The 24634-nt window shown below is 55.3% G+C and carries 24 protein-coding genes, 1 tRNA gene and 2 pseudogenes; 13 read left to right on the top strand and 14 right to left on the bottom strand.

The window, feature by feature from the left end; translation table 11 throughout:
- Positions 1-182 precede the first annotated feature (182 nt).
- The gene (locus tag ACEW8J_RS07795; protein ID WP_373491070.1) at positions 183-1052 is read left to right on the top strand and encodes a hypothetical protein; all 870 of its coding nucleotides are present in this window, start codon (positions 183-185) and stop codon (positions 1050-1052) included.
- Positions 1053-1131: 79 nt separating this feature from the next.
- Here ACEW8J_RS07795 and ACEW8J_RS07790 read toward each other — a convergent pair whose 3' ends face one another.
- From ACEW8J_RS07790 to ACEW8J_RS07780, 3 genes are all read right to left on the bottom strand, one after another.
- Complete coding sequence (locus ACEW8J_RS07790; protein WP_373491069.1) at positions 1132-1638, bottom strand: YbjN domain-containing protein; 507 nt, start codon at positions 1636-1638, stop codon at positions 1132-1134.
- A 141-nt stretch (positions 1639-1779) separates the two neighbouring features.
- Positions 1780-2139: an accessory factor UbiK family protein gene (locus ACEW8J_RS07785; RefSeq protein ID WP_373491075.1), complete on the bottom strand. Its 360-nt coding sequence runs from the start codon at positions 2137-2139 to the stop codon at positions 1780-1782.
- 47 nt (positions 2140-2186) lie between these two features.
- Complete coding sequence (locus ACEW8J_RS07780; RefSeq protein ID WP_373491068.1) at positions 2187-2735, bottom strand: TspO/MBR family protein; 549 nt, start codon at positions 2733-2735, stop codon at positions 2187-2189.
- Positions 2736-2985: 250 nt separating this feature from the next.
- Between ACEW8J_RS07780 and ACEW8J_RS07775 the strand changes: the two genes are divergently transcribed.
- A complete protein-coding gene (locus tag ACEW8J_RS07775; protein ID WP_373491067.1) occupies positions 2986-4800 on the top strand; it encodes an ABC transporter transmembrane domain-containing protein in 1815 nt (604 codons plus the stop codon).
- A 336-nt stretch (positions 4801-5136) separates the two neighbouring features.
- On the opposite strand, the gene ACEW8J_RS07770 is transcribed toward ACEW8J_RS07775, so the two are convergent.
- The 4 genes from ACEW8J_RS07770 to ACEW8J_RS07755 all read right to left on the bottom strand — a co-directional run bounded on the left by ACEW8J_RS07770 (position 5137) and on the right by ACEW8J_RS07755 (position 7799).
- Positions 5137-5589, bottom strand: coding sequence for an ExbD/TolR family protein (locus tag ACEW8J_RS07770; RefSeq protein ID WP_373491066.1), 453 nt, complete (start codon positions 5587-5589; stop codon positions 5137-5139).
- A 43-nt stretch (positions 5590-5632) separates the two neighbouring features.
- Entirely contained in the window at positions 5633-6154 is a 522-nt protein-coding gene (locus ACEW8J_RS07765) for an ExbD/TolR family protein (RefSeq protein ID WP_373491065.1), read from the bottom strand.
- Positions 6155-6262: 108 nt separating this feature from the next.
- A complete protein-coding gene (locus ACEW8J_RS07760; RefSeq protein WP_373491074.1) occupies positions 6263-7057 on the bottom strand; it encodes a MotA/TolQ/ExbB proton channel family protein in 795 nt (264 codons plus the stop codon).
- A gap of 79 nt (positions 7058-7136) precedes the next feature.
- Positions 7137-7799, bottom strand: coding sequence for an energy transducer TonB (locus ACEW8J_RS07755; RefSeq protein WP_373491064.1), 663 nt, complete (start codon positions 7797-7799; stop codon positions 7137-7139).
- A 360-nt stretch (positions 7800-8159) separates the two neighbouring features.
- On the opposite strand from ACEW8J_RS07755, the gene ACEW8J_RS07750 reads away from it, so the two are divergent.
- Positions 8160-8906 carry a hypothetical protein gene (locus ACEW8J_RS07750; protein ID WP_373491063.1) on the top strand — a complete coding sequence of 249 codons (747 nt, stop codon included), beginning with the start codon at positions 8160-8162 and terminating at the stop codon, positions 8904-8906.
- 86 nt (positions 8907-8992) lie between these two features.
- On the top strand, positions 8993-10291 hold the full coding sequence (locus ACEW8J_RS07745; RefSeq protein WP_373491062.1) for a homoserine dehydrogenase: 1299 nt from the start codon (positions 8993-8995) through the stop codon (positions 10289-10291).
- On the opposite strand, the gene ACEW8J_RS07740 is transcribed toward ACEW8J_RS07745, so the two are convergent.
- Positions 10292-10774 (bottom strand): hypothetical protein, encoded by a 483-nt coding sequence (locus tag ACEW8J_RS07740; RefSeq protein ID WP_373491061.1) that lies wholly within the window; start codon positions 10772-10774, stop codon positions 10292-10294.
- A gap of 63 nt (positions 10775-10837) precedes the next feature.
- Between ACEW8J_RS07740 and glpX the strand changes: the two genes are divergently transcribed.
- From glpX to ACEW8J_RS07725, 3 genes are read left to right on the top strand one after another with little or no spacing between them, the layout of a single operon-like run.
- Complete coding sequence (gene glpX, locus ACEW8J_RS07735) at positions 10838-11812, top strand: class II fructose-bisphosphatase (RefSeq protein WP_373491060.1); 975 nt, start codon at positions 10838-10840, stop codon at positions 11810-11812.
- Complete coding sequence (locus ACEW8J_RS07730; protein ID WP_373491059.1) at positions 11812-13065, top strand: alpha/beta hydrolase; 1254 nt, start codon at positions 11812-11814, stop codon at positions 13063-13065. Before glpX ends, ACEW8J_RS07730 begins: the two co-directional genes overlap by 1 nt.
- Before the next feature lie 22 nt (positions 13066-13087).
- Positions 13088-13675, top strand: a complete 588-nt coding sequence (locus ACEW8J_RS07725) for a uracil-DNA glycosylase family protein (RefSeq protein WP_373491058.1) — start codon at positions 13088-13090, stop codon at positions 13673-13675.
- Here the strand turns inward: ACEW8J_RS07725 and ACEW8J_RS07720 are convergent.
- Positions 13672-14163, bottom strand: coding sequence for a flavodoxin family protein (locus tag ACEW8J_RS07720; RefSeq protein WP_373491057.1), 492 nt, complete (start codon positions 14161-14163; stop codon positions 13672-13674). The two genes, ACEW8J_RS07725 and ACEW8J_RS07720, sit on opposite strands and share 4 nt — an antisense overlap.
- A gap of 65 nt (positions 14164-14228) precedes the next feature.
- Here ACEW8J_RS07720 and recJ point away from each other — a divergent pair, with 65 nt between their 5' ends.
- Positions 14229-15995 (top strand): single-stranded-DNA-specific exonuclease RecJ, encoded by a 1767-nt coding sequence (gene recJ, locus ACEW8J_RS07715; protein ID WP_373491056.1) that lies wholly within the window; start codon positions 14229-14231, stop codon positions 15993-15995.
- Positions 15996-16096: 101 nt separating this feature from the next.
- Positions 16097-16171: transfer RNA gene (locus ACEW8J_RS07710), tRNA-Glu, on the top strand.
- Positions 16172-16458: 287 nt separating this feature from the next.
- On the opposite strand, the gene ACEW8J_RS07705 is transcribed toward ACEW8J_RS07710, so the two are convergent.
- Together ACEW8J_RS07705 and ACEW8J_RS07700 are read right to left on the bottom strand one after the other, a co-directional pair.
- On the bottom strand, positions 16459-16899 hold the full coding sequence (locus ACEW8J_RS07705) for a hypothetical protein (protein WP_373491055.1): 441 nt from the start codon (positions 16897-16899) through the stop codon (positions 16459-16461).
- Positions 16900-17316: 417 nt separating this feature from the next.
- Positions 17317-17529: pseudogene (locus ACEW8J_RS07700) on the bottom strand (transposase); the annotation flags it as partial.
- Positions 17530-17711: 182 nt separating this feature from the next.
- On the opposite strand from ACEW8J_RS07700, the gene ACEW8J_RS07695 reads away from it, so the two are divergent.
- On the top strand, positions 17712-19628 hold the full coding sequence (locus ACEW8J_RS07695) for a DUF262 domain-containing protein (RefSeq protein WP_373491054.1): 1917 nt from the start codon (positions 17712-17714) through the stop codon (positions 19626-19628).
- Between the two features lie 18 nt (positions 19629-19646).
- The gene (locus ACEW8J_RS07690) at positions 19647-20411 is read left to right on the top strand and encodes a helix-turn-helix domain-containing protein (RefSeq protein WP_373491053.1); all 765 of its coding nucleotides are present in this window, start codon (positions 19647-19649) and stop codon (positions 20409-20411) included.
- 139 nt (positions 20412-20550) lie between these two features.
- On the opposite strand, the gene ACEW8J_RS07685 is transcribed toward ACEW8J_RS07690, so the two are convergent.
- From ACEW8J_RS07685 to ACEW8J_RS07675, 3 genes are read right to left on the bottom strand one after another with little or no spacing between them, the layout of a single operon-like run.
- Positions 20551-22194 carry a recombinase family protein gene (locus ACEW8J_RS07685; protein ID WP_373491052.1) on the bottom strand — a complete coding sequence of 548 codons (1644 nt, stop codon included), beginning with the start codon at positions 22192-22194 and terminating at the stop codon, positions 20551-20553.
- Positions 22191-22613 carry a DUF2924 domain-containing protein gene (locus ACEW8J_RS07680; RefSeq protein ID WP_373491051.1) on the bottom strand — a complete coding sequence of 141 codons (423 nt, stop codon included), beginning with the start codon at positions 22611-22613 and terminating at the stop codon, positions 22191-22193. The genes ACEW8J_RS07685 and ACEW8J_RS07680 overlap by 4 nt, the downstream gene beginning before the upstream one ends.
- 1 nt (position 22614) lies before the next feature.
- Positions 22615-22854, bottom strand: coding sequence for a DUF3489 domain-containing protein (locus ACEW8J_RS07675; protein WP_373491050.1), 240 nt, complete (start codon positions 22852-22854; stop codon positions 22615-22617).
- A 250-nt stretch (positions 22855-23104) separates the two neighbouring features.
- Here ACEW8J_RS07675 and dcm point away from each other — a divergent pair, with 250 nt between their 5' ends.
- Together dcm and ACEW8J_RS07665 are read left to right on the top strand one after the other, a co-directional pair.
- Positions 23105-24343: a DNA (cytosine-5-)-methyltransferase gene (gene dcm, locus ACEW8J_RS07670; RefSeq protein WP_373491049.1), complete on the top strand. Its 1239-nt coding sequence runs from the start codon at positions 23105-23107 to the stop codon at positions 24341-24343.
- Positions 24315-24629, top strand: a pseudogene (locus tag ACEW8J_RS07665) (very short patch repair endonuclease); the annotation flags it as partial. The gene dcm and the pseudogene ACEW8J_RS07665, both read left to right, overlap by 29 nt.
- Positions 24630-24634: the final 5 nt, after the last annotated feature.

Raw genomic sequence — 24634 nt, 5'->3', positions numbered from 1 at the left:
TAGCGGGAAATATGGCTCAATCCGGCGCATCTGCGCCTCACTCAGCAAAAACAGATCATCCACAAGCGGCACCTCCTGATGCCGCCATTGAATCAAATCTCAACGCATCATGCAAGCCATTTAATAGGTCCTGACCCTAGGATCATCGGAAAAGTGGGAAACCCGTTATTGAGAGAGAAGCGATGACAGCCGAAGCTGCCTTTGAGGAAATTAATGAAGCCAAAGCCAATCTGGACTATATCTATGATGAGCCTGATCCACGGAATTATTTCGGCGAGCTAGGGAAGCTCGACTATGCAATCCCTGACCTCGCCAAACCGATTTTCCAAAAGCTGATTTCTCACCTCCGGTATCGGAAAAACGGCACCATCCACGTCCTCGACCTCGGCTGTTCGTACGGAATCAATGCTGCCATGTTGAAATATGACCTCTCGATGTCCGACCTTTATCACCATTGGGGAAATGAAGCGCTGCTCGGCGCGACGGCGGAAGAAGTCGCCGCGCACAACCGAGAGTTCATGCGTGATCTTGATGAACCGGCCGATATCGAGATGGTCGGTATCGACCTGGCCGCGTCTGCTACTGCATTCGCCAAGGATGCCGGTCTTCTTGACGAAGATATCGTCATCAATCTTGAAACGGACCCGCTACCCGAAGTGGCGAAGGAAAAGTTGGCACCTATCGACTTGGTAACATCGACAGGATGCGTCGGCTATGTGACCGAGAAGAGCTTTGACCGGCTGTTGCCGGCGGTTACCCAGGGACAGGCGCCATGGATGGGAAATTTCGTGCTGCGACTGTTCCCCTTCGAGCCTATCGCAAAATCGCTGAGCGAGTGGGGCTATGTGACCGAAAAGCTGGAAGGCCAAACATTTCCTCAGCGCCATTTCTCCTCTACGGAGGAGCAGGAACAAGTGCTCGAGCAACTATGTGAGCGCGGTATCGATCCCGCAGGTCAGGAGAGCGAAGGAAGCCTGCTGGCCGAATTCTATCTCTCACGTCCGGCGGAGGACGTTGCCCGCTGTCCGATAGAGCAGCTGCTGTCGGCCTGAACGCCGTACGGGTGAAGTCTGGAAAATGGTTTGACCGATAGTGACGCATCCGGTTGGCAGATGCGGCACGAGCAAGGCATCAGGCCTCGCCGGCGGTGTCCACCATCGCATGCTCGATGGCATCCTGCGGGCTCTTGTCGCTCCACAGGACAAACTGGAACACCGGGTAGAAGCGCTCCCATTCTTCGATCGCCAGATCGACGATCGTCTGCGCCTGATCGAGACCCAGCATGCCGCTGCCACCAAGCAAGGTGGCGTGGCGAAACAGCAGGATATTGTTGTTCGACCAAAGATCGAAATGACCCAGCCAGAGCTGTTCGTTGATCAATCCCAGCGTTTCGTAAATGACAGACTTCTTCTCGTCCGGTACCCGCAGTTCCGGCAGCAGCAGGATTTGCAGGACATGATCCTCGTCCCGCCAGATCGCACGCAGCTGATAGCTGGTCCAATTACCCTTTATCTCGACCGACAGTTCGTCGTCGCCGACATGGTTGACCGACCAGCCCCGCGCCTCGAAAAAGGCCGCAAGCATATCCACGGGGGGTGCTTCATCCTGATCAAGCTCTTCCCATTGGTCGTCAAGCATTGCGGTTCCAGATCCTTTGCAAATAAGAGCTTAGTGGCGCACCGGTCCGATCAGGGCAAGGCAACCGACCGCTGGCCCGCACATTGTTTGTGGGAACGCTGTGGATAATGAACGGCGATCAATTCATGATCAGCGGCAGGATCAGCCCTCGCTCTGGGGCGGAGTGGACTTGCGACCCGCCGTTTTCGACGCCGCCGGCTTTTTTGCTGCCGGCTTGGCTGTTGCAGCGCGTTTGGCTGCAGGTTGCTTGGCCGGAGCGCTCGCACCCTTTTCCAGAGCATCGACTCGCTTCTTCAGCGCATCAGCTTCTGCCCGCGCCTTGGCCGCCATTTCCTTCACGGCTTCAAATTCATCGCGCGACACGAAATCCATGCCGCCAAACCATTCCTTGGCGCGTTCTCTTGCACCGGCCTCGGCCTCGCGGCCCACGCCCGCTACGGTCCCGGCAAGCCCGTTCAGAACTTTGGAAAGATCATCGAAAAATCGGTTCTGGCTCTGCATTTCCTTAAACTCCGTCACTGGCCTGTCCGGCCTTGAAAAGATATTCTCTATATCTGGGTTCTCGCAGCCGGAACGACAAGGGTTTCCGCCCCCGGATTCAGTATATCGATCTCCATATTGAGGGCTGCGGCGAAACAAAGCCAGGCGAGATAGGGAACCATCAACCAGGCTGCCGCCTTGCGAACCCGGCCAAAAACCAGGGTCGTGGCCAGCGCCACCACAAAAATAATGACGAGAAGCCAGAAAGCGGCAGTCACCTGATGCATCCCGAAAAACAGGATGGGCCAGAACAGATTCAAGGCAAATTGGGTCAGGTACAGGATGATCGCAGGCACGCGCAGCGGCGCGCCCCGCGCGTGCAGAACCATCGCCAGAGCTGTCCCCATCATGATATATAGCACGGCCCAAGCTGCACCAAATGCCGGACCCGGTGGTTGTGCCGCCGGCTTGGTCAACGCCTGGAACCAGCGATTCTCGTCGCCGCTATTGGCAAATTGGCTGAAGGTGAAGCCAAGCAGCACGGTAATCGGAACGATGAACAATATCCACCGCAACAAGGACATTCTTAGCTGACCTTTTGAAGCAATCTGATTCACAGAGGCAGCATCCTTGATCGAAAATTTATGCGAATCGCTGGGAGACACAGGGCTGGAAACCCTATGCTTCTAGCAATTTTTGGTCGTTTGACCAGTCTTATGCCGCCGCATGGCCGGGTTCCGGAAATGATGACCACTGCCCTTGGTATTTTCGGCTTCATCGCCATCTTGTTTGAACGGGCGTCTCCCGCTCGAAACCGAACGAACCATTTGATTGTGACAAATAGGACGGACTGCTAGGCGCTTGCTCATGAACGAAAAAACCCCTTCCGGCGAAATTGACACGCCTGCCGCACCGCTAAAGAAAATTGGCAATCTGCGCATGGTGTTCGAACGCGCGGTCGCCTATCCGAAAGAAATTTCTTTCGCTTTGCTGGCGCTTTTCATTGCCGCCATGGCAACGCTGGCGATACCGGCCGGTTTCAAGACGATCATCGACAAAGGCTTCATGGCGGGAAACGGTGATATCGCGCCTTATTTTCAGGGGCTTTTGGGGATCGTCGCGGTTCTCGCGGTCGCTACGGCCATGCGCTTCTATTTTGTCAGCTGGCTGGGCGAGCGGGTGGTCGCCGACCTTCGGCTCGCCGTGCAGGACAATCTGTTGCGACTGGCGCCGGGCTTTTTCGAAGAAAACCGGCCATCGGAAATTGCATCGCGGATGACCGCCGATACCGCGATTATCGAGCAGGTCGTCGGCACCACCGTGTCGGTAGCCCTGCGCAATATCGTCATCGGGATTGGCGGGATCATCTATCTCTTCACCCTCGCGCCGACGCTGACCGCCGGACTGCTGCTGGCCATTCCGGTCATCATCCTGCCGATCGTCTTCATCGGCCGCAAGCTGACCAACGTATCCCGGTTCAGCCAGGACCGGGTCGCCGATGTCGGGGCAATGATCGCCGAAACCCTGGGTGCCATGAAAATTGTCCAGGCCTGCGGGCAGGAAAAGCGCGAGCATGAACGGTTCGGCGGTGCGGTCGAATCAACCTTTGACACCGCCAAGCGCCGGACCCGGCTGCGGGCGGCGATGACCGCGATCGTGATCGGTCTGATTTTCACCGGTATCACCATGCTGATGTGGCGCGGCGCCATCGGCGTGGCAGAGGGCACCATCTCCGGCGGCACGATTGCCGCTTTCGTCATCACCGGCGGCCTGGTTGCGGGAGCCTTCGGCGCGCTGACCGAAGTCTATGGCGATCTGCTCCGCGGCGCCGGGGCAGCTGGACGGCTGGCGGAACTGCTGTCCGAAAAGCCGGGCATTGCCGCACCCGAAAACCCGATCTCTCTGCCGGTACCGTCGCGCGGTCAGATCGCTTTCGATAATGTCACATTCTGTTACCCGACACGGCTTGATACGCAGGCGCTCGGCAATTTCTCGCTTTCCGTTTCTCCGGGGGAGACCGTCGCGGTGGTTGGCCCCTCCGGGGCCGGGAAATCGACCCTGTTTCAGCTGGCCCAGCGTTTCTACGATCCGCAAAGCGGCTCTGTCCGCATTGACGGCGTCGCCCTGCCCTCTGCCGATCCGGCCGAAATCAGGAAGCGGATGGCCCTGGTGCCGCAGGAAACCGTGCTCTTTGCTGCCTCTGCCCGAGACAATTTGCGCTATGGCAAATGGGAAGCGACTGACGACGAAATCTGGGAGGCCGCGCGCGTCGCCAATGCCGAGAAATTTCTGCGGGCGCTGCCCGAAGGACTGGACAGTTTCATGGGCGAGGCGGGAACCCGCCTTTCCGGCGGCCAGCGTCAGCGCATATCCATCGCCCGCGCGCTGCTCCGCAATACGCCGATCCTGCTGCTGGACGAGGCCACGTCGGCGCTCGATGCGGAAAGCGAAAAGCTGGTGCAGGACGCGCTCGATCATCTGATGCGGGATCGCACTACTATCGTCATCGCCCATCGGCTGGCGACGGTCCGGTCGGCCGACCGGATCATCGTGATGGACGAGGGCAGGATCGTCGAACAGGGCGACCATGACAGCCTGATTACGAAGAACGGCCTCTATGCCCGGCTTGCTGAACTACAGTTCAGCAGCGCCGAGAGCGGCCGACCGAAGACGAACGCCTAGCGCCTGTTCCAGTCAGGCAGCGCTATCGATGCGGCGCCGGACATATTCCCGCAGGACATGCAGCGAACTGACAACGCCAGAAGCACCATGCACGACCAGCGACCTGACATCGACCTGCCATTGGGGAATGCGATACCAAGCCCACTATGACCTATGGCGAGACTGATACAGGCGTCTATTCCGAATCTCGTGGCCGTTCCAACCTGCGCCATTTGCCCGCGATGATCACCTTATCACCTGTCTGAACCAGAGGCCTGATCTCCTGCCCCTATTCCGGACAAAGAAAAGGGCCGCGAATTCACATCGCGGCCCCTTTTTTGAATCTGTTCGGGAAACCTAGTTCGGTGGTCGGCTGGCTTTGTTGAAGCTGCCATATTGTTCGTTGCCGACAAAACCGAATTTGGTCACACCGCTGTCCTTGATCACCGCCAAAGTCTGGTCGGTGGTCAGATAAGCGCTCAGCGGGTCGGGCTGAAATTGCAGCTCGGGTTCCGGCACCATCGATTTTGTCTGCGCCAGATATTGCTTGATCTGATTCAGCGAAACCGGGCTTTCATTCCAGGTAATCTGATTGGTTGCCGTGATCCCGAGACGGTTTTTCACCGGATCGACAAAGTCAGGTGGTGGATCGCTGTTATCCGAGACCGGCAGGTCGATTTTAACCGCGTGCGTTTGCACCGGGATTGTGATGATGAACATGATGAGAAGAACCAACAAGACGTCGATGAGCGGCGTCGTGTTCATCTCCATCATAGGCTCGCCATCATCGTTTCCGCCACTCATTGCCATTCGTGCGTCTCCTTAACCTTTAATAACTCTAATTGCCGTCAAACTATTCGACAGCAATCGGCGTGGACAGAAAGCCCACTTTTGCAAAGCCTGCGCGCTGCATCGTGTAAATAGCGCCGCCAATACACTTATAGGGCGTATTGATGTCACCGCGGATATGGACCTCCGGCATATCTTCCGGTGTCATATTCTCGACTCCACCGAAGGATTCAATCTGATCCTCCAGCTGCTTCACCGCTCTGGTGACCAATTCGGTAGAATCGATCGGGGTGGTGTTCCAGTATACGCGGCAGTTGCCACCTGGAGTGGCTCCTGAATATTCGGGATCACCCGGGTCACGTCCTGCGGCATCCGTCGTCGTGATTGACAACAGCACATTCTCGCGCTTTGTCGTGGTCACTTCAAAAGGAAGCACCGGAAGTTCGAGCTCCACAGTCTGGATAACCACCGGAACCGCGATCAGAAAAATGATCAGCAGGACCAGCATAACGTCCACGAGTGGGGTTGTATTAATGTCGGATAGAGGAGTATCCGCTCCGCCACCGCCCCCTACATTCATCGCCATAGGATTCTATCCTCTCAAAACTAAACCATCTGAAGGGAGCGAAGGCCCCCTCGTCGTGCGTTGGCCAGGTTGCCAGCCCAATATCTGGCTAGCAACCCGGCCCACGGCTTATTTCTTGTTGGTAGGCGCAGGAGGCGTCTTCACACCACCGGCAGTCGTTGCAATCGGTGCAGGAGCCGCCTTGGCACCACCGGCTGAGGTGGCGATTGGCTTAACGCCGCCGTCCGAAGCCATATAGCCCAGAACGTCGTTGGAGAAGGAAGCAAGCTGTTCACCGATCCGCTTGTTGCGTCCCTGCAGCCAGTTGTAGGCCAGAACGGCCGGAACCGCCACACCAAGACCAAGGGCGGTCATGATCAAGGCTTCACCAACCGGACCAGCAACCGCGTCGATCGATGCCTGGCCGGCGATGCCGATTTTGATCAGGGCGCGATAGATACCGATAACCGTACCGAACAGGCCGATAAACGGAGAGGTCGCACCAACCGTTGCCAACCAGGGCAAGCCTACAGCAAGCTTGGACTTGATCATATCCTGAGAACGTTCGATCGATCCGTGCAGCCAGTCATGCGCTTCAACCGGATCGGTCAATTTGGCATGGTCGGCATCAGCCTTGATCGCGTCATCAACGATTTGACGGTAAGCGGAATTCTTGTCCAGTTTCGCGGCGCCTTCCTTGAGGCTTCCCGCACGCCAGAACGTCGTGCGCATGGCATCGCCCTGCTTCATGATCTTGTTCTGTTCGAACAGTTTCGAAAACAGAATATAGAAGGATGAAACGGACATGATCGTCAGAACTGCAAGAACGAACCATGCGATAGCACCGCCCTGTTCCATGGATTCCCAGAAACCGAAAGCGTTTTGTGGTGCTTCTGCACCAGCGGCCAAAATTTCAATCAACATTTTAACATTCCCCTCAGGATAAATTAATTGCAAAAAATGATGCGGGAAGGGCATTTTCACATGCCCTTCCCAGTTTACGTTATTTGGGTATCTGCCAACGCACGGCGTTGGAATAGGTACCGGTTGTAGGGTTGCCCTGAGAGTCCAGAGCAGGTCTGAAACGCGCACGTCGCGTCAAGTTCTTGCAGGCGGCGTCATCCAGGTCAGCATGTCCACTGGACCCTGTGACCTGGCAATCAGAAACCCGGCCGTCGGCGTCTACGGTCAGCCGGAAACGCGTCGTGCCTTCCCGCTCCTCGCGCAGAGCCCGTGACGGATAGTCATTCGCATTGGCCCAGCTTCCCGGATTACCACGCGCTTCCGGATTCGCCCGCTGTGGCGGTGGCGGAGGCGGTGCGGGCGGCGGAGGCGCTGGAGGCGCTGCGATTGGACGAGGCGGAGGTGGCGCCGTGGGAACCGATTGTATGACCGGCCGTGGCGCGACTACAGGCGCGACAATCGGCGGAGGCGAGACCACCGGAGGTGGCTCTATCGGCTGATCTGGCGGAGGCGGAGGCAGTTCTTCCGGCTCTTCCGGTATCTCTTCGTCAATATCAATCATGTCCAGTTGCGATGCAACCTTCGTGACGGCCTGATAGGCTAGCCCGGTGACTAGCGCATAGCCAAGTAACAGGTGAATGATTATCACAAGAAAGATCGATATGATCTTGCTCGAACTCATCTCTTGGTCAGCATAAGCCATTCAGAAATGTAACTCCTTTTTCCCCATCACAAGGTAGTATACTCCATTGCTGAAGTTCCAGACAAAAATCGAGAGGCTTTGGAAAGCTTCGCGACCCTTATTATCCCCATGACAACTTTTCGTTCGCTTGAAAGCCATCTTAAATTTGTTTTAACGTGAGACTTCCTAGCAGGCAATCGCTTTGTTGGTTCAGGGTCGATTAAGCTGTCAAAGACCTACAATAGGCGCTAAAATCCGCCATCTTCAATTCCAGATGCAGAGAAAATCATGCGCCCAATTCTGATGTTCGCCTTCACCCTGTTTTCAAGTCAAATTGGGGTTTTTCCAGCTTTTTCTCAGGCCATCACGCAAGGTGATTCTTTGCAATATGCCGACATCGCCGACCTCAGTGCGGATGCACCTATCATTATTAACATTACGGTTAAGCAAGCGATCAAAGTCAACCCTGAGCGTGCGCCAAATGCCCCTGCGGGAACCCAGCGCTTTTATATTATCGGGTCTACCAATGCCCTGATTCGTGGTCAGAGCGGGGTCGGTGAAACGATTCGCTACATCATCGACCTGCCCCTTGACGAGCGCGGACGGGCGCCCAAGATCAAGAAGCAGAATTTCATAATATTCGCCCGCCGTCCCGCCGGCAGCGGCAGCGACGATGTCCAGCTGGTAGCCGGGGATGCCCAGATTGCCTGGACAGCCGAACGCGAACGGCAGGTCCGATCGGTGGTCCGTGAGTTGGTCAGTCCGGACGCAGCACCGACGATTTCCCGGATCGGCAGCGCGTTTCACGTGCCCGGCACCATCATCGGCGAAGGCGAAACCCAGATATTCATGGAAACCGTGTCCGGCTCACCCATTTCGATCACCGTGCTCAAACGGGATGGTCAGCGGAAATTCTGGGCCGTTTCGCTGGGCGAGATTGTCGACGAGGCCGCCCGCGCGCCGGTCAGAAACAGCCTGCTGTGGTACCGGCTGGCCTGTTTTCTACCCCGGCAATTGCCGGCCAGCGCCGTGACCAGCGATACCCCGGCCAACGCCCAGCGGGCGCGCGATGACTATCAGTTGGTGCTTCGCGATCTTGGCGACTGTCCCAGATCACGTCAGCCCTGACATTCCCGAACTAATACTGGCATTTGCGGAGGGCGGCGCTAATAAGGCGCCAACAATCCTCCCCCAATGCAAAGAGGCCAATGACCATGACTGTTCCGCTTCGCATCGCGCTCGCTGGACTGGGCACCGTCGGGACCGGCGTGATCCGTCTCATCGAAGAAAATGGCGCGATGATCGCACAACGGGCTGGCCGGCCCATTGTCGTAACCGCCATTTCTGCCCGCGACCGGAATCGTGACCGCGGCATCGATCTGACCGCTTATCCCTGGTTCGACCAGCCCGGCTCACTGGCCGATCATGAGGATGTCGACTGCGTCGTGGAAATGATCGGCGGTTCCGATGGCACGGCGCTGGAGCTGGCGCGCAAGAGCCTGGCGGCAGGCAAGTCGTTCGTTACCGCCAACAAGGCGATGATCGCGCATCACGGAATGGAACTGGCCAAGACCGCCGAAACCGGCAATCTGTCGCTCAGATATGAAGCCGCCGTCGCCGGGGGCATCCCGGTGATCAAGGGGCTGCGCGACGGCGCTTCGGCCAACCGGATCGAACGGGTTTACGGTATTCTCAACGGAACCTGCAACTATATCCTGACCGAGATGGAGAAACACGGTCATGCTTTTGATGACGTCCTGAAGGAGGCGCAGCAGATAGGCTATGCCGAAGCAGATCCCGGCTTTGACATTGACGGCGTCGATGCTGCGCACAAGCTGGCCATTCTGGCCGCATTGTCCTTTGGCAAGGCGCTCGATTTCGGCGGCGTGGAAATCGACGGCATTCGCCACATCATGGCGGCCGACATCAGCCAGGCCAAGGCGCTGGGCTATCGCATCCGCCTGCTCGGCATGGCCCGTATCGATGACGGCAAATTATTCCAGCGGGTCAATCCCTATCTGGTGCCCGAAAGCCATCCGCTGGCCCATATCGAAGGATCAACCAATGCCGTGGTCGCCGAGGGCAATTTTTCCGGTCGCCTGATGTTCCAGGGGGCGGGGGCAGGCGAAGGGCCGACCGCCTCTGCGGTTGTCGCCGATCTCATTGACATCGCACGGGGCGACGCGGGCACCGTTTTTGCTGCGCCTGCCAGCAAGATGGAAGTCTGCGAACGGGCCGAGAGCGGCAACCGGATCGGCAAGAGCTATGTGCGTTTCATCGTTGCTGACAGACCCGGCGTTCTGGCGGAAATTACCGCAGCGATGCGCGATGCCAATGTGTCGATCGAAAGTCTTATCCAGACCGAGAAAACCGAGGAAGGTTCAGTGCTGATCTCGATGGTCACGCATGACAGCCGCGAGCGCAACGTGTCGGAAAGCCTCGCTGCCCTGTCAAGTTCCACGAGCTTGCAGGCGGTTCCCGTCGTGATGCACTTGCTAAGCGATCAGGATTGATCATTCCCCGCTCTTGGGCGCCAGCGGCCTGATCATCGCCTGCTTGACATAATCCTCGTCCGGCACATCGGGCTGGACCGCTTGCCAAATACGGCCAGCCGGGCCGCCCAGACCGCTGCCACTGCCGCCAAACGTGGTACTGATGACAGACAGGCCCTTGAAACAGTTGCGCTCGTCCATGGTCACATAACAGCGGCCCTGCTGGACAATTTCAGGATTGGCCCTGGGCAGTGGCTCGCGAATTCTCTCGCCTGCCTCTGCCGCCAAGGCGGGAAAGGGCAATCGTTGCTGGCGGTCGATTTCCGGGATGCCGCAAACCACAATCTCGTCGGTGGGGCGATACAGCAGGCAGCCATCTGCATCAACAGCCGCCAATTGCCTCGCGTTTTCCATCATTTGCCACGTTCGATCGACCGGCTGGATATTCTGTGCCGGTGCCGTCGATGATATCAGCAGCAGGATCAGGAAAACCTGTCTCGACATTGCAATATTGCTCCCCTATCGAGAGTTCAAAATTCACACCTCTCAGAAGGACTAATCGAAAATATGCCCAAAGCAAGCGACATATTGGACCGGGTACTGGTTATGGAAATGGTCCGCGTCACCGAAGCGGCGGCGATATCGGCAGCCAATCTGATTGGCCGCGGCGATGAAAAGGCAGCGGATGCTGCCGCCGTCGAAGCGATGCGCGCAGCATTGAACGAACTCGATATCTGCGGCACCGTGGTCATCGGCGAAGGCGAACGCGACGAGGCACCGATGCTTTTCATCGGCGAGAAGGTCGGACGCGGCTGTGAAGGCGAAGCGCCGGCGATCGATATCGCCCTGGATCCGCTGGAAGGGACGACCATCACCGCCAAGGCCGGAGCCAATGCGCTGGCCGTTCTTGCCATTGCGGAAAAGGGCAACCTGCTGAACGCGCCTGACGTCTATATGGACAAGCTTGCCGTCGGACCCGGCTATTCGCCCGGCATCATCGATCTCGACAAGTCGGTCACCGACAATGTCGCGGCGGTTGCCAAAGAAAAAGGCGTTGAACCGGCCGATATCATCGTCTGCGTGCTCGACCGGCCGCGGCACGACAAGATTATTGCTGAATTGCGCGGCATCGGCTGCGGCATCGTATTGATCCCCGATGGCGATGTTGCCGGCGTGATCGCCACCACCGACGAAGACACGACCATCGATATGTATATGGGCAGCGGCGGCGCTCCGGAAGGCGTGCTGGCAGCCGCGGCGCTCCGCTGTGTCGGCGGCCAGTTCAAGGGCCGGCTCTTGTTCCGCAACGATGATGAACGACAGCGCGCCTATAAATGGGGCATCGAGGATCTCGACAAAATCTATGATCTGAAGGAACTGGCCAAAGGCGACGTGATCTTTGCTGCGACCGGTGTCACCCATGGTTCGCTGCTGGAAGGCGTCAAGAAATTGCGCGGCGGCAAGATGACGACGGAAAGCGTTGTCATGCGCGCTTCGTCCGGCACCGTGCGCTGGGTGAAAAGCGAGCATCGCAAAAGCTGATGCACATGACCGTGCCGGAATGGCTCATGCGGCAGGCCAGAAAGCTACGCTTCTGCCTCATCCTGTTACCGATCCTGGTAAGTGCCTGTATCTCTCCGGTGCGCTATGGCGATATCCCGCATGGCGAATATGTTGCCAACGAGCGCTGCCGTCCGGTCGAGCAGCCGGTCGAAATGCTGTCGGACAAGCCCTATTTTGCGGTGACCAGTCGCTTGCCGGATTGCCGGTCAGAACCGGTCACGCTGCTCAGCCAGCGAAGCGACGTCGTCCGATATGGGCGCTTTGGCGATCCGGTTGCGAAAGAGATCGCAAATGCGAAAGGCAAGACCAAAACACAGGAAGTGATTCCCTTTGCGCTGAACGGTAACCAGCAATGGTGGGACGATCTTGCCGCGGAAGCGCAAAAGCGGGACGGCCGTATCCTGCTATATGTTCACGGATTCCGGGAAACATTTTTCACCAGCGCCCGTGACAGCGCGCAAATCGCTCGGCTTTCCGGACTGGAAATACCGATGGTCCATTATAGCTGGCCGTCGCAGGGCGAGGTTCTGAAATATGCCGCTGACGAAACCAATATGTATTATAATGAACGCCAGTTTCGGAACTTTCTGACCCGGTTGGCGCAACAGCCCTGGACGAAGGAGATCATTGTCGTTGCCCATTCGCTAGGGGTACGCCTGGTGATTCCGGCGATTGAATTTGTCGATCGCAACAGCAGCAATGCAGATTCAAGCAATATTTCAAACATCATTCTCGCGTCACCGGATATCGACCGTCAGGATTTCGAGCGCGACATTGCCGAAACCGTGCTGACCATGCGGCGAGTCAATAATGACCGGCGGATTACCGTCTATCTGTCGGCGAAGGACCGGGCGCTCGGTCTGGCATATAATATTCACGGCTATCCGCGACTGGGACGTCCGGACTGTTTTGACCCGTTCGAGGCAATTTCGCTGCGGGAACAGGGCTATCCGGAAAGATGCTATGCCGCGAAAGCCGAATATGACACGCCGCCGGACAAGAGCGGGCTGACCATCATCGACACCACGGCGATCAGCCGTGATCAGACCGGCCATAGCGACTATCTGCGCAGCGCGCTCGCCTGCACCGATTTCGCCGCGGTCATCAACGGCACCACGGACAAGGCAACCAACCGCGTTCCGACCAGGCTTTTGCATGTTTTCGCGCTCGAACCCGATCCCGAAAATCCCAAACCTGATCATATTGCGGTTTGTCGTCGCAAACCGAACTGATTGCCAAACCTGACCAGAGTCCATGCAGCACAACGACCGACAACTGGATGACCTACTGGCAGAAGTCCGCTCCTGCACGATCTGTTCCGGCCTGCCGCTTGGTCCCCGACCGCTGCTGCAAGCCGGTAAAGATGCCAATATCCTGATTGTCGGACAGGCCCCGGGCAGCAAGACCCATGAAAAAGGCCGGCCCTTTGACGATGCCAGCGGCAAGCGGCTGCGCGCCTGGCTCGGCGTGTCCGAAGATCAATTTTACGATCCGGACATTTTTGCAATCATCCCCATGGGCCTTTGCTATCCCGGGACCGGCGCGGGCGGCGATCTGCCACCCCGACCGGAATGTGCACCAGCATGGCGCAAGCCGCTGCTGCAGGCCTTGCCGAATATCCAGCTCACCCTGTTGCTGGGCCAATATGCGCTGAGCTGGCATCTGGGAGAACGGCAATCCCGGACACTCACGCAGACCGTTCAGCGCTGGCCGGAATTCTGGCCCGACCTCTTGCCCCTGCCCCATCCCAGCCCGCGCAATATCCGCTGGTTCAAGGCCAATCCCTGGTTTGAGGCAGATGTGATCCCGGTCCTGCAGCGGCGGGTGCGCGCGCTGATCTAGAAAATACCCATTGCCAGTCCCGCCGACAGCGTTGCGCCGATTTCTGCGCAGCGCTCGAGATCATCGTCACCGATCGTCTTGGCAGCGAGTATCGCTTCCTCGCTTTGCGCATGGGTACAGATGATCGGCGTGTCGATCACCTTTTTGAGCCGCCAGCCGGTCGCGATCCGTTCCAGCTGGCGTCTTGCATTTTCGCCATCCGATCCGGCACAGATCATCGCGGCATAGGGACGTCCCTCGATTTTTCCGAGTAGCGGATAATAGCATCGGTCAAAAAAGGCTTTCATCACCCCGGCGATCGCCGCCAGATTTTCCGGTGTGGCGAAAATATAGCCATCCGCATCCAGCATGTCGGCGGGCTCGCAATCGGCAGCCCGCATCACGCGCAATGCCGTGCCTTCCTCGCCCCGCCCGGCCTCGGCAGCAGCCTCGACCATCTGGGCGGTGCCGCCGGTATAGCTATAATAGACGATCAGCAGCTTTTTCATCTCTCGCTCCCTAGCAACAAACAGACCGATTGTCAGCGCCGCAGCTTTCACGCATAGCGCGGACGATGAATGCAGTATTGAATGTTGAAAATTCCCTGTCCGGCCAGAGCTGGCGCTGGCGCAGCACCAGCGCCGACGCGCGCGATCCGGGATTCCAGCCGGATGATCTGGTGACCCAGTTGCTGATGGCGCGGGGCGTGAGCCGCGATACGCTGGCGATCAACCGCGACCCGACGATCCGGGGCTTCATGCCGGATCCCTCGGTCTTTCAGGACATGGACCGGGCCGCAGACCGGCTGGCCGAAGCCATCCGCAAAGGCGAGAGGGTCACGATCTTCGGCGATTATGATGTCGACGGAGCGACCAGCGCCGCCTTGCTCATCCGCTTGCTCCGGGATCTCGGGCTGCCGGCGGGCTATTATATCCCCGACCGATTGATGGAGGGCTATGGCCCGTCCGGCGAGGCGCTGGTCAGGCTCGGCGAACAGGGCTGCGACCTGGTGGTCACCGTCGATTGCGGCGCCATGGCCTTCGAAGCGCTGGCGATGGCCCACGACGCCGGTGTCGAGGTGATCGTGGTCGACCATCACAAATGCGCGGCCGAGTTGCCCCAGACCGTCGCTCTGGTCAATCCGAACCGGCTGGACGAGAGCGCTGCCGGCGCGGAACATGGCCATCTTGCTGCCGTCGGCATGGCTTTTCTGCTCGGTGCGGCGCTGGTCCGGACGCTGCGCAACCAGGGCTATTTCCAAAATCGCGCCGAACCCAAATTACTCGAGTTGCTGGACATCGTCGCCTTAGGCACGGTCGCCGATGTCGCGCAGCTGCGCGGCCTCAACCGCGCCTTTGTCGCGCAGGGCCTCAAGGTCCTGGCCGGGCGTCAGAATATCGGCCTGTCGGCGCTGATCGACGCCAGCCGTCTGAAGCGGGCGCCGATCTGCTCGGATCTCGGCTTTGCCCTCGGTCCCCGGATCAATGCTGGCGGCCGGGTCGGCAAGTCAGACCTCGGCGTGCGGCTGCTGACCACGGAAGACCCCGAGGAAGCCCGGGCCATCGCCGCCGAACTCGACCATCTCAATCAGGAACGCCGGGCGATTGAGGCCTTTGTGCTCGAGGAAGCGGAAGCGATGTGTTCGTCGCAGCAGAATCAGGCGGTCGCGGTGCTCTCCGCCACCGGCTGGCATCCGGGCGTCATCGGCATTGTCGCGGGGCGGATCAAGGAGAAGCTGAACCGACCGGCGATCATCATCGCGCTCGACGACCAGGGCATCGGCAAGGGTTCGGGCCGCTCGATTTCCGGTATCGATCTCGGCGCGGCGATCATCGCCGCCAAGGACAGCGGCCTGCTGATCGCCGGTGGCGGTCATGCGATGGCGGCAGGGATCACCGTCGAAGCGGCCAAGGTGGATGAATTTTCGGAATTTCTCAACAACCGGCTCGCCGACAGCGTTGGCAAGGCGCAGGATGGCAAGACGCTGCTGCTCGACGCGGTGCTTTCGCCCAAGGGCGTCAACCCGCTGATGGTCGAAGCGATGGACGGAGCCGGACCCTATGGCATGGGCTGGCCGGCCCCGCGGATTGCCACCGGTCCGGTTCGAATCATCAAATGCGATATTGTCGGCACCGATCATGTCCGGATGATTGTCGGCGGCGATGACGGCGCCTCGATCAAGACGATTGCCTTTCGCGCGGCGGCGAGCGACCTCGGCCAGGCCCTGCTCGGCGCTCCGCGCGGGCGCAAATTATGGATCGCCGGCCGGGCCAAGATCGACGACTGGGGCAGCCGTCCGGCGGCCGAAATCCATCTGGAAGATGCCGCCTGGGCCGATTGACCTTGCCCCGCAACGACAGCCCCCGAAATCCGGCGAAAAGAGGGTTGACCAAAGCCGGTCACACCCCTAATGGCCGTGGCTCGCTGACCAGCATTTGGTATGGCCCCTTCGTCTAAGGGTTAGGACGCGGCCCTTTCACGGCTGAAATACGGGTTCGAATCCCGTAGGGGTCACCACGCATATTTTCTTTTTATATCCATAACTTAATACAGTTTTTGAGGGAATTTCGTGCCGCTATTCGCGAGGCTTAGCCAAACTCGAACCCGCGTTTCAAATACAGAGACTGATTCCAGCGAGACTTCAGGCTAGAAATGCCGTCCCAGTCTCAAACCGGCAAAAAAGTGTTTTCAAAATGCGGTGGCATTAAAAAAGCCCGAATGCGAGGTGGTTCAGTCAGTTCCGGTGGATTATTCCCGACACTTGGACACATTTTTCTACGGAAAACCCGAACTCCAATCAGTGATCAGAAATCACCAATATCACACTGCAGACAAGTAATCCCGTTTCGGCGCCACATATCGACTACTTGCTGACGATCATCGACAACAAATTCGATCTTTTTACCGTCCGCCAAAAGGCCGTGAAGCAGCTCTTCCTTGATAATATGATCTGCTCTGAAATCATTGTCAGGTCGCATCAGAATTTGACCAAATGGAATCTCATTCCAGGCGAGCCATTGTTCGGTCAACTCCCTCGAACGTTCATTCCGCCCAGTCACCAAGATCAATTCATGCAAACCCACAGCCCAAAGGGATTTGTACAACAACACGACAGGCGCATTGGGAGTATCGCCGCCCATTTCAGCATTGAAAGATTTCCAATCCGGTTTGTCCTTTTCCAGATGGCCACGCCTATGCTCAATATCTGCTAGAGTTCCGTCAATATCGAACAATATGGTTTTCATGAGTGATTATGACTCCGCACTGATTTCGGCCCAAGTTAGATGAAAGCGGGCGAGATATTTTTTGAGGCGGTCAGCATCATTTGCAGTCTTGCGACGTTTCCGAGAAGAAGCGAAGAGAGTTCGTCCAGCTTCGGACATTGATCTGCTTTCGCGGCTTACGCGGATGACTTCCGCCAACTGCACACGATCAAATGGATCAAGAGTGTCGAGCTTCTCTTCACTAAACAGAATCTCGAGTCCGTCACCGGCGGCCACGTTGCCGCCCTGCCAAAGCCGGTCCAACTTCATGATTTCGAGATCGACTGTTTCGCGGCCAATTCTGCCCTCAGGAGAGAGAGTTGCCATCCGCGTTACACTGGCTGCGAGATCTCGGAAATTTCCGGACCAAAGGGCGCTTGGGTCATTCGCAAATTTCAGAAAGCCAGGGGGCAGCATCCGCCATGGCAGACCGCCTCTGAGAAGATATAGCATCGCCTCGACAATCCGTCGCATCGGCCATTTGCGCGGGCGGCCCACCAATGATGGCGGTGGAAAAAAAGGCTCTAACAACCCCCATTCCCCGTCGGTCAAATCGCTTGGCAAAGCCAGCCCAGAGCGTGCATATTGCGCCCGAGTGGTGTCAGTCCACATCGTTGATTTCCTTTGGTTCGTTGCAAAACCGCTGAATCAACGATCAGATAGAGCGTCAAGCTAAACTACTGATACCACTCAACTTAATTTCGGGTCAGACACTTAGGTCTGAGTCCAATCTTGACGGATGCAACTTGAACAAGCATGAGAATACCTCAATATACGGGATAGGCACTAAACTAATGTCATCAATCGAAGTTAAAGCCATTACTATTGCCGAGTTACTCTCCAATCTCCATTCCGGTGAATGGTTAACTCCAGAATTTCAGAGAGACTTCGTTTGGTCCAACGCACAAATAATTGGACTTATAAACTCAATTATTGATTCAAAACCAATTGGAATGGCGACCATTTGGCAACAGGAAGATAAAAGTGAGCTACCACTGGAACATATTTCGATTAATGATTGGGATAATAACTTAGGTAAGTCTGGACCTCGGTATTTCGGCAATAAAGAAGATAGGCCAGGTAGGTATTATGCAATCCTTGACGGCAAACAAAGGTCTACATCAATTGCGATGGCTTTCGGGGGGCTCCGTGCACAATCGGGTGGTTATCGAAACTCTGGGTCGTATTTTTTGAACGTAGACTACGATGATATGCAGGATCGAGTACAGTATCTTTCAAAGAAAGAAATTGCTAAACTCTCCTTAGATAGCCTTCCTTCATACGTTCAACACGCCTTATTTCCTCTCGAATTAGAAAGTTTCGAAAAGCTAAGTCAGTATTTTTTTAAGCTTGCCGGGGCCATCGAAAACGCAGCAAACTATCCTGGGGAAGCGCTTCCGCCAGAAAGCGTCATTGCAAAGAGACAGGAGGTTCTTCAAGCGGCGCATGATGGTATAAGTAAATCTAAACTAGCGGTATATATTGTTCCTAAAAAAGAGACGCTGGGTGATATTTGTGACATTTTTGAAGTTCTAAATACTACAGGAACAAAAGTATCAACCGTTGATCTTATACATGCATCTATATATGCCGAGACTGCCGAAGAATTAAACCCAGTCCTTTTGCGAGAAGAAATAGATTATTTGTCAGAGCTGGACGGCCTTCAAGGTTGGTCAACATCTACGCGTCGTCCCGAATTCATCGCTCAGAATGTGGCAGGAATTCAAATTGCCCTGTCAAAAAAACACAGCCCTAGAGCCGTCAACGGCCGCGCCGAGCAAAAAATATCGTCAATAAAGTCAAGCGATCTTCTTGCCATTTCGAGCGCGAGTTGGAAGGATTTCTTCGCAGAGAAGAATTTTGTTGCCCAGTGTTTTCTGGATTTCCAGATAGCAGTGGCCGGGGGAAGGTTTAGCCTCGCGGACTGCCCTTACCCCGGGATATTTAATGTTTATATCGCTCTTAGATGGTATTTGAAGTTCGATTCAGACGAGAGTACCAATTGGACCAAAGGGCATCTTGATCGTCTATTTAGAGCCTTTTTCTGGCGTAATACGTTTTCAAAGAGATATGATCAGGGGTTTTTAACGCGAGTTAGTTCCGACATCACGTCATTCAAGGCATTCCTACAAACAACCTCTGCCAATCCAAATGATCAAAAATGGTCAGCCGATGCTGAGAAGTTTCTTAGAGATTTGCCGCAGATGGGTTCGAAGGTAGCAATAGATGAAGCAATTGAAGAGGCTATCAAAGATGGAAACGTCCGAGGTGCGTTACAGTCAGGAGGGGTTCTTTTACTCCACACAAGAGCGGACAAAGACTTGGTCGAGCCAAGTCAGGACATTTCACACATCACCTCATCGCATGACCTTCATCACATACTTCCTAGGGCGTGGTGTCATGACAACGTAACCGCAGTAAACAAAGCCTATTTAAGAACTAGCAAAGACCATGAAAATTGGGTTGATTCACCAGCAAATCTTATCCCTATGGCATCAAAGTCGAACAAAAAATGGAATACGATGGCTCCTCAGACGGCCTTTGAGACATTGGATTTGCAAAGTGCGGAACATCTAAAGATATTGGGTCAGTATTTTGTAGATAACGAATGCGTAAATCTGCTCCAAAGGGGACCGGATCAAGTCGGCGCCTTTTTGGAAAGGAGAGCCCTTCTCCTGATAGATGAAATCAACCGGTTGATGCGGGTGTAATTGGCAATGCCTAACTTGATGGCGAGTGAGTCCGTTGTCGAGGCTGGCAAAAGACCAATAACATGTACTCTAAATGAGCTTCTCCAAGAGTATGATTTCGATCCAGGCACACTCAGGGGTGTAAGGCATATTTTGGATGTTCTGGAAAAATATGAAATCTCTCTTGATCCTGAATTTGAGGCAGAAGGAAGCCTAGATACAGCCCGAACACTTAAGGCAAAGAGAAAGAGTGAAGACCTTATCGTTGAAATACAGGATCTTCTCGATACTGGAGGCGAAAGGTACGATGTCGAACTTAAGTCTTCAATTCGCATCGATACAAAGAAAAAAGAATTTAACCCCGGCCTCCCAATTTCTGATTGCATTTCAGAAAAGCTAGCGATCAAATTAGCTCAAGAAATTTGCGCTTTTATAAACAGAGACGGTGGTACGATAATAATTGGCGTTCAGAATGACCATTTTGTTTGCGGCTGCGCAGATGATCTTGATACCTTTCAGACAGATGGTTCAAAACAAGATAAAGCAGATTTACTGATCAAACAGATTATTGATAAGAATTTTACAAAACCAAGAAGTGTTCTTTCGCTAGTGCAATTAGAATATACAGAGTTGGAAAGTAAACCAATTGTATTATTGAGAATTGCGAGGTCAGAAAAACTTACCTTTCTGAAGAAGGACTGCGGAAGTTATGCTCAACTGTATACGAGAATTGGTACCAATGCAGAGCCGATTTCTTTTGAGGAGATCGAAGAACATTTTGAGGTAACCAGGCGAGAATATTAACTCGGAAAGGAAAGGAGTTGGTTCGAGTGATGTCTGGGCTCTCAATCTGCGCCATTCGGCCAAATGCTTTGAATCGGGATCAACCGCCACGGCTAACATTTCAGAATTAAAGGCCCGCTATAGCGATCGAATCGAAACACTACCAATCAAGCACTTCCGCCATTTGTTGCTTCCAAACAACGGGTCGAAACGAGGTCTGACTAATCCTGCGCCGCGTCACACAAGCAGCCTTGCTCCCATCCAGCACTTGCTCAACAAGCTTCGGTGGCAACCAACCAATACGAACCAGTTTTCCGATCCATTGTGGCGTCTGTTCCTTTTCGACCGCGATTTCCGCGATGGTTCGCCCACCAACAATCTGCTCACGCACCTCAAAAGCTTCGGCCAACAACAAAGAGAGTTTGTCATCAACAAACTCAGCGCCCCCGCCGTCCCCGATCACCAGCCTGGTTTCGCCTCCACTCCGAATACGAACAGCGCTCATGTCGAGACATACATCGGCAATCGCCTCGCCGAGCTCTGTCTCAGTTTTCAATCTGATCTGAAGTTTGTCAGTCGCCACAACAATACCATCGACCAATTCTCCAATTGCGGATTTTGTCATGAAGGCATCGACAGTGTCCAGGCGCGCCAAGAGTGATCGTCCCTGCAAGATGCAGAATGACAGATCCGTCGGATCAAAATACTGCCCGAGTTCTGCCGAAGTCGTCAAAAATTTCCGCAACCGTTCGATCACGGCACTTTCCAGGTCATGTGCCGGTATCCGCATCCGCGGCCTGTCGATTGTTACATTCTCTTCAGATCCGGTGACATAATAACGATATCGCCTGTTACCCTTGGTCGCATGATTGGGAACAAGCCTGCGGCCATGTTCATCGGCAAGAAGACCGCCCAATAACGAAGGTGATTTAGCCCGCAAACCCTGGTTGCCACCATTGTCATTGCTATCAAAACGATCCTGAACCTTCTGCCAGAGCTCTTCATCAATTATAGCGTCATGCTCGCCGGGCCAGATTTTTTCTTTGTGGACAATCTGTCCACGATAAATGGCATTGCGCAACAGATGCTGAAGCCCGCCTCGCGTAAATGGCACCCCGCCAACGCTCTGGCCTGTTCGATATGTGCGCTGTTTGGTCTTTATACCAAGCTCTTCCAGTTTCTCCGTTGCCGCGGCCATCGAGCCAGACTCCAGATATACCTCGAATATGCGGGTGACGGTTTTGGCTTCTGCAGGCTCCACATAGAGCTTCCGGTCTTCCAATCGATATCCCAGAGGCACCGGTCCGCCCATCCACATGCCCTTCTTCTTGGATGCCGCGATCTTGTCGCGGATCCTCTCTGAAGTTACCTCTCGTTCAAACTGCGCAAAGGAGAGAAGCACGTTCAGTGTTAAACGCCCCATGCTGGTGGTGGTGTTGAACGATTGGGTAACACTGACAAAGCTGGCATCAGCATCATCCATCACATCTACGATCTTGGCGAAGTCGGCTAGTGAGCGGGTGAGGCGATCAACCTTGTAGACAACTATTATGTCAATGCGTCCTGCCTTCACTTCGGCCATGAGCGCCGTCAATGCGGGCCTCTCCATATTGCCGCCGCTGAATCCTCCATCATCGTATATGGTTTCATCGAGTGACCAGCCTTCATGGGTCTGGCTCATGACATAGGCGCGGCATGCCTCTCGCTGGGCATCCAGACTGTTAAATTCCTGATCCAGACCCTCTTCGGTCGACTTGCGGGTATAGATTGCGCAGCGGCGGTTTTTTCTCGTCTCTTCCCTCATGCCGCCGGCCTTCCGGTAAGGCCAAAGAACCGGGGGCCTGACCAGTGGGCCCCGGTGACCTCGCGGGCGATTTCGCTCAAGGATCGATAATGTTTATCACCCATCACAAAACCCTCACCCGTCACCAGGACAACCAGTGTCCGGCCATTCCAGCTGCGCACGAGGCGCGTACCGGGTTTAAGTTGATCAGGCGACCGGGGACCACCCCTGCCCTTCTTTGCAAGCCTTCTTAGTTTGGCGATGCTCGCTGGTGACAAGCCGCCGATAACTTGCTCCTGCAATCTGTAAGCAATGCCAAGGCGCAGCATGCCCGAACTGACATCCGGCGCTGGAGATCGATAGGCATGTTGCCATTCGACCCGCAGCTGCTTTTTTGGCATGGACTGCAACGACGCGATGCGTTGTTCAAGATTATCCATATCAGGCTGCCTCAATGCGATAGGTACGAGAGCCACCATCGGGTTTGTCGCTTTCAATCTCATAGCCGCGCTTCCGCAAACCGGTCAGGGCGGCACGAGCGCTATGTGGTTTCCAGGCGGTTGCCTTCGTGATGTCCTCCAGCGTTGCACCCTGTTTGCGGGCGAGCATGGCAACCAACTGGGCGGCTCTTGAACCTTTTTCCGGATGTTTGATAGCGGTTGCCTCAGATGTACTCGTCATGGGTAGTTCCTTTGTAATTGAAGGCCAACACCATGCTGGCCTCCCACCACCCAAAGCCCTGAAACTTGCGCGTTCAGGGCTGATTGCGACCGATTGGTCGCTTCCAGTTACAAGAACAGCAATGCTTCCTTTGTGGCGCAAGTCCAGTCTGAAAACATAACAAGAACAAACTTGCGCTCCGGGAATCTTTATGCCATCGCGTCATATATGCACCCGGATCGTTCAGCGGTGCGCTCCGGGAGAAAATTACATGCTTCAAGAAACCCAGTCCTTTGTCCACGATTTCGAAAAATCAGGAATGGATCTGGAAGAAGCTGAGCAGGAACTGGGATATTCTTCCCGCCAGATAAAGCGCTTTCTTGCTGGCAAAAATGAGCCGCCCAAACTGGTGGCGGACCGGGTACGTCAAATTGCCCGCAGCAAAACACCCAGAAAGAAAGGCAAGCCTGCATTCCGGTTCATCGACCTTTTCGCAGGTATCGGCGGATTCAGACTTGGCTTTGAAGCAATTGGCGGAAAATGTGTGTTCACCAGCGAGTGGGACCGTTTTTCGCAAAAAACATATTTGCGAAACTTCCCTGATGGGGATGATCATATTTTTGCTGGCGACATCAAGCCTTATGGCGATGATCCGGCACTGGTCCCGGAGCATGAGGTTCTGCTTGCAGGCTTTCCATGCCAGCCATTTTCACTTGCCGGAGTTTCCAAAAAGAACTCGCTTGGACGCAAGCACGGATTTGATGATGAGAAACAGGGGAACCTGTTTTTCTACCTCGCGAACATCATCAAACACCACAAACCGGCGGTTTTTTTGCTGGAAAATGTCAAAAATCTCAGGAGCCATGACAAGGGCCGGACATTTGAAGTCATCCGCAGAACGCTGGAAGAGGAACTGGGATATACCATCAGCTTCGAAACCATCAGCTCGGCGCCGTTTGTCCCGCAGAAACGTGAACGCATATTTATTGCCGGATTCAGAAAGGATGCAGGCTTCAGTTTTGACGGGTTTATGAAAACCCTTCCCGATCGCAGCGAATGGCCGACACTGGATGCGATTCTGCAATCCCACAACGAGATCGACAGCAAATATACGCTGACGCCTAACCTCTGGAAATATCTGCAGGCCTACCGGAAGAAGCATGAGGCCGCCGGCAACGGGTTCGGATTCACGGTCCACGGCCCGGATGACGTCGCGCGCACTCTGTCCGCCAGATATCACAAGGATGGTTCAGAGATACTGATCGAACAGAAGGGTACCCGTCCCAGGCGCCTGACCCCGACCGAATGCGCCCGGCTTATGGGATTTGAAAACGAAACCCGGAAATGGGAGATCCCGGTATCGGATACGCAGGCCTATCGCCAGTTCGGGAACGCAGTCGTAGTGCCGGTTGTGGAGGCGATCGCCAGATATATGGAGCCCTCAATCCTCAAAGCGGTGGCGGAAGATCAGAAATCCCGCAATGCCAGAAGTCAGGCGGTTCTTGCCTGATATTGTAAGCCCCGCAGTTCGAAGCCGCATGATGGCCGGTATCGGCGCGAAGAACACGAAACCGGAACTTCTGATACGCAGCGGTCTTTTCAAACTCGGCTACCGATATCGCCTTCACGGCAAAAGCCTGCCCGGGAAACCGGATCTGGTTTTTGCATCCCGCAAGGCAGTTATATTCGTCAACGGATGCTTCTGGCACGGCCATGATTGCCATCTGTTCAAATGGCCCCAAAGCCGCGAGAAATTCTGGTATGACAAGATTGCAAACAATATCAGGCGTGATCGGAAAGT

The organism is Parasphingorhabdus sp. (assembly GCF_041748495.1).
GTDB lineage: Bacteria > Pseudomonadota > Alphaproteobacteria > Sphingomonadales > Sphingomonadaceae > Parasphingorhabdus.
Note: the sequence above shows the minus strand (reverse complement) of the source record. Positions and strands in the feature narration are given on the sequence as shown.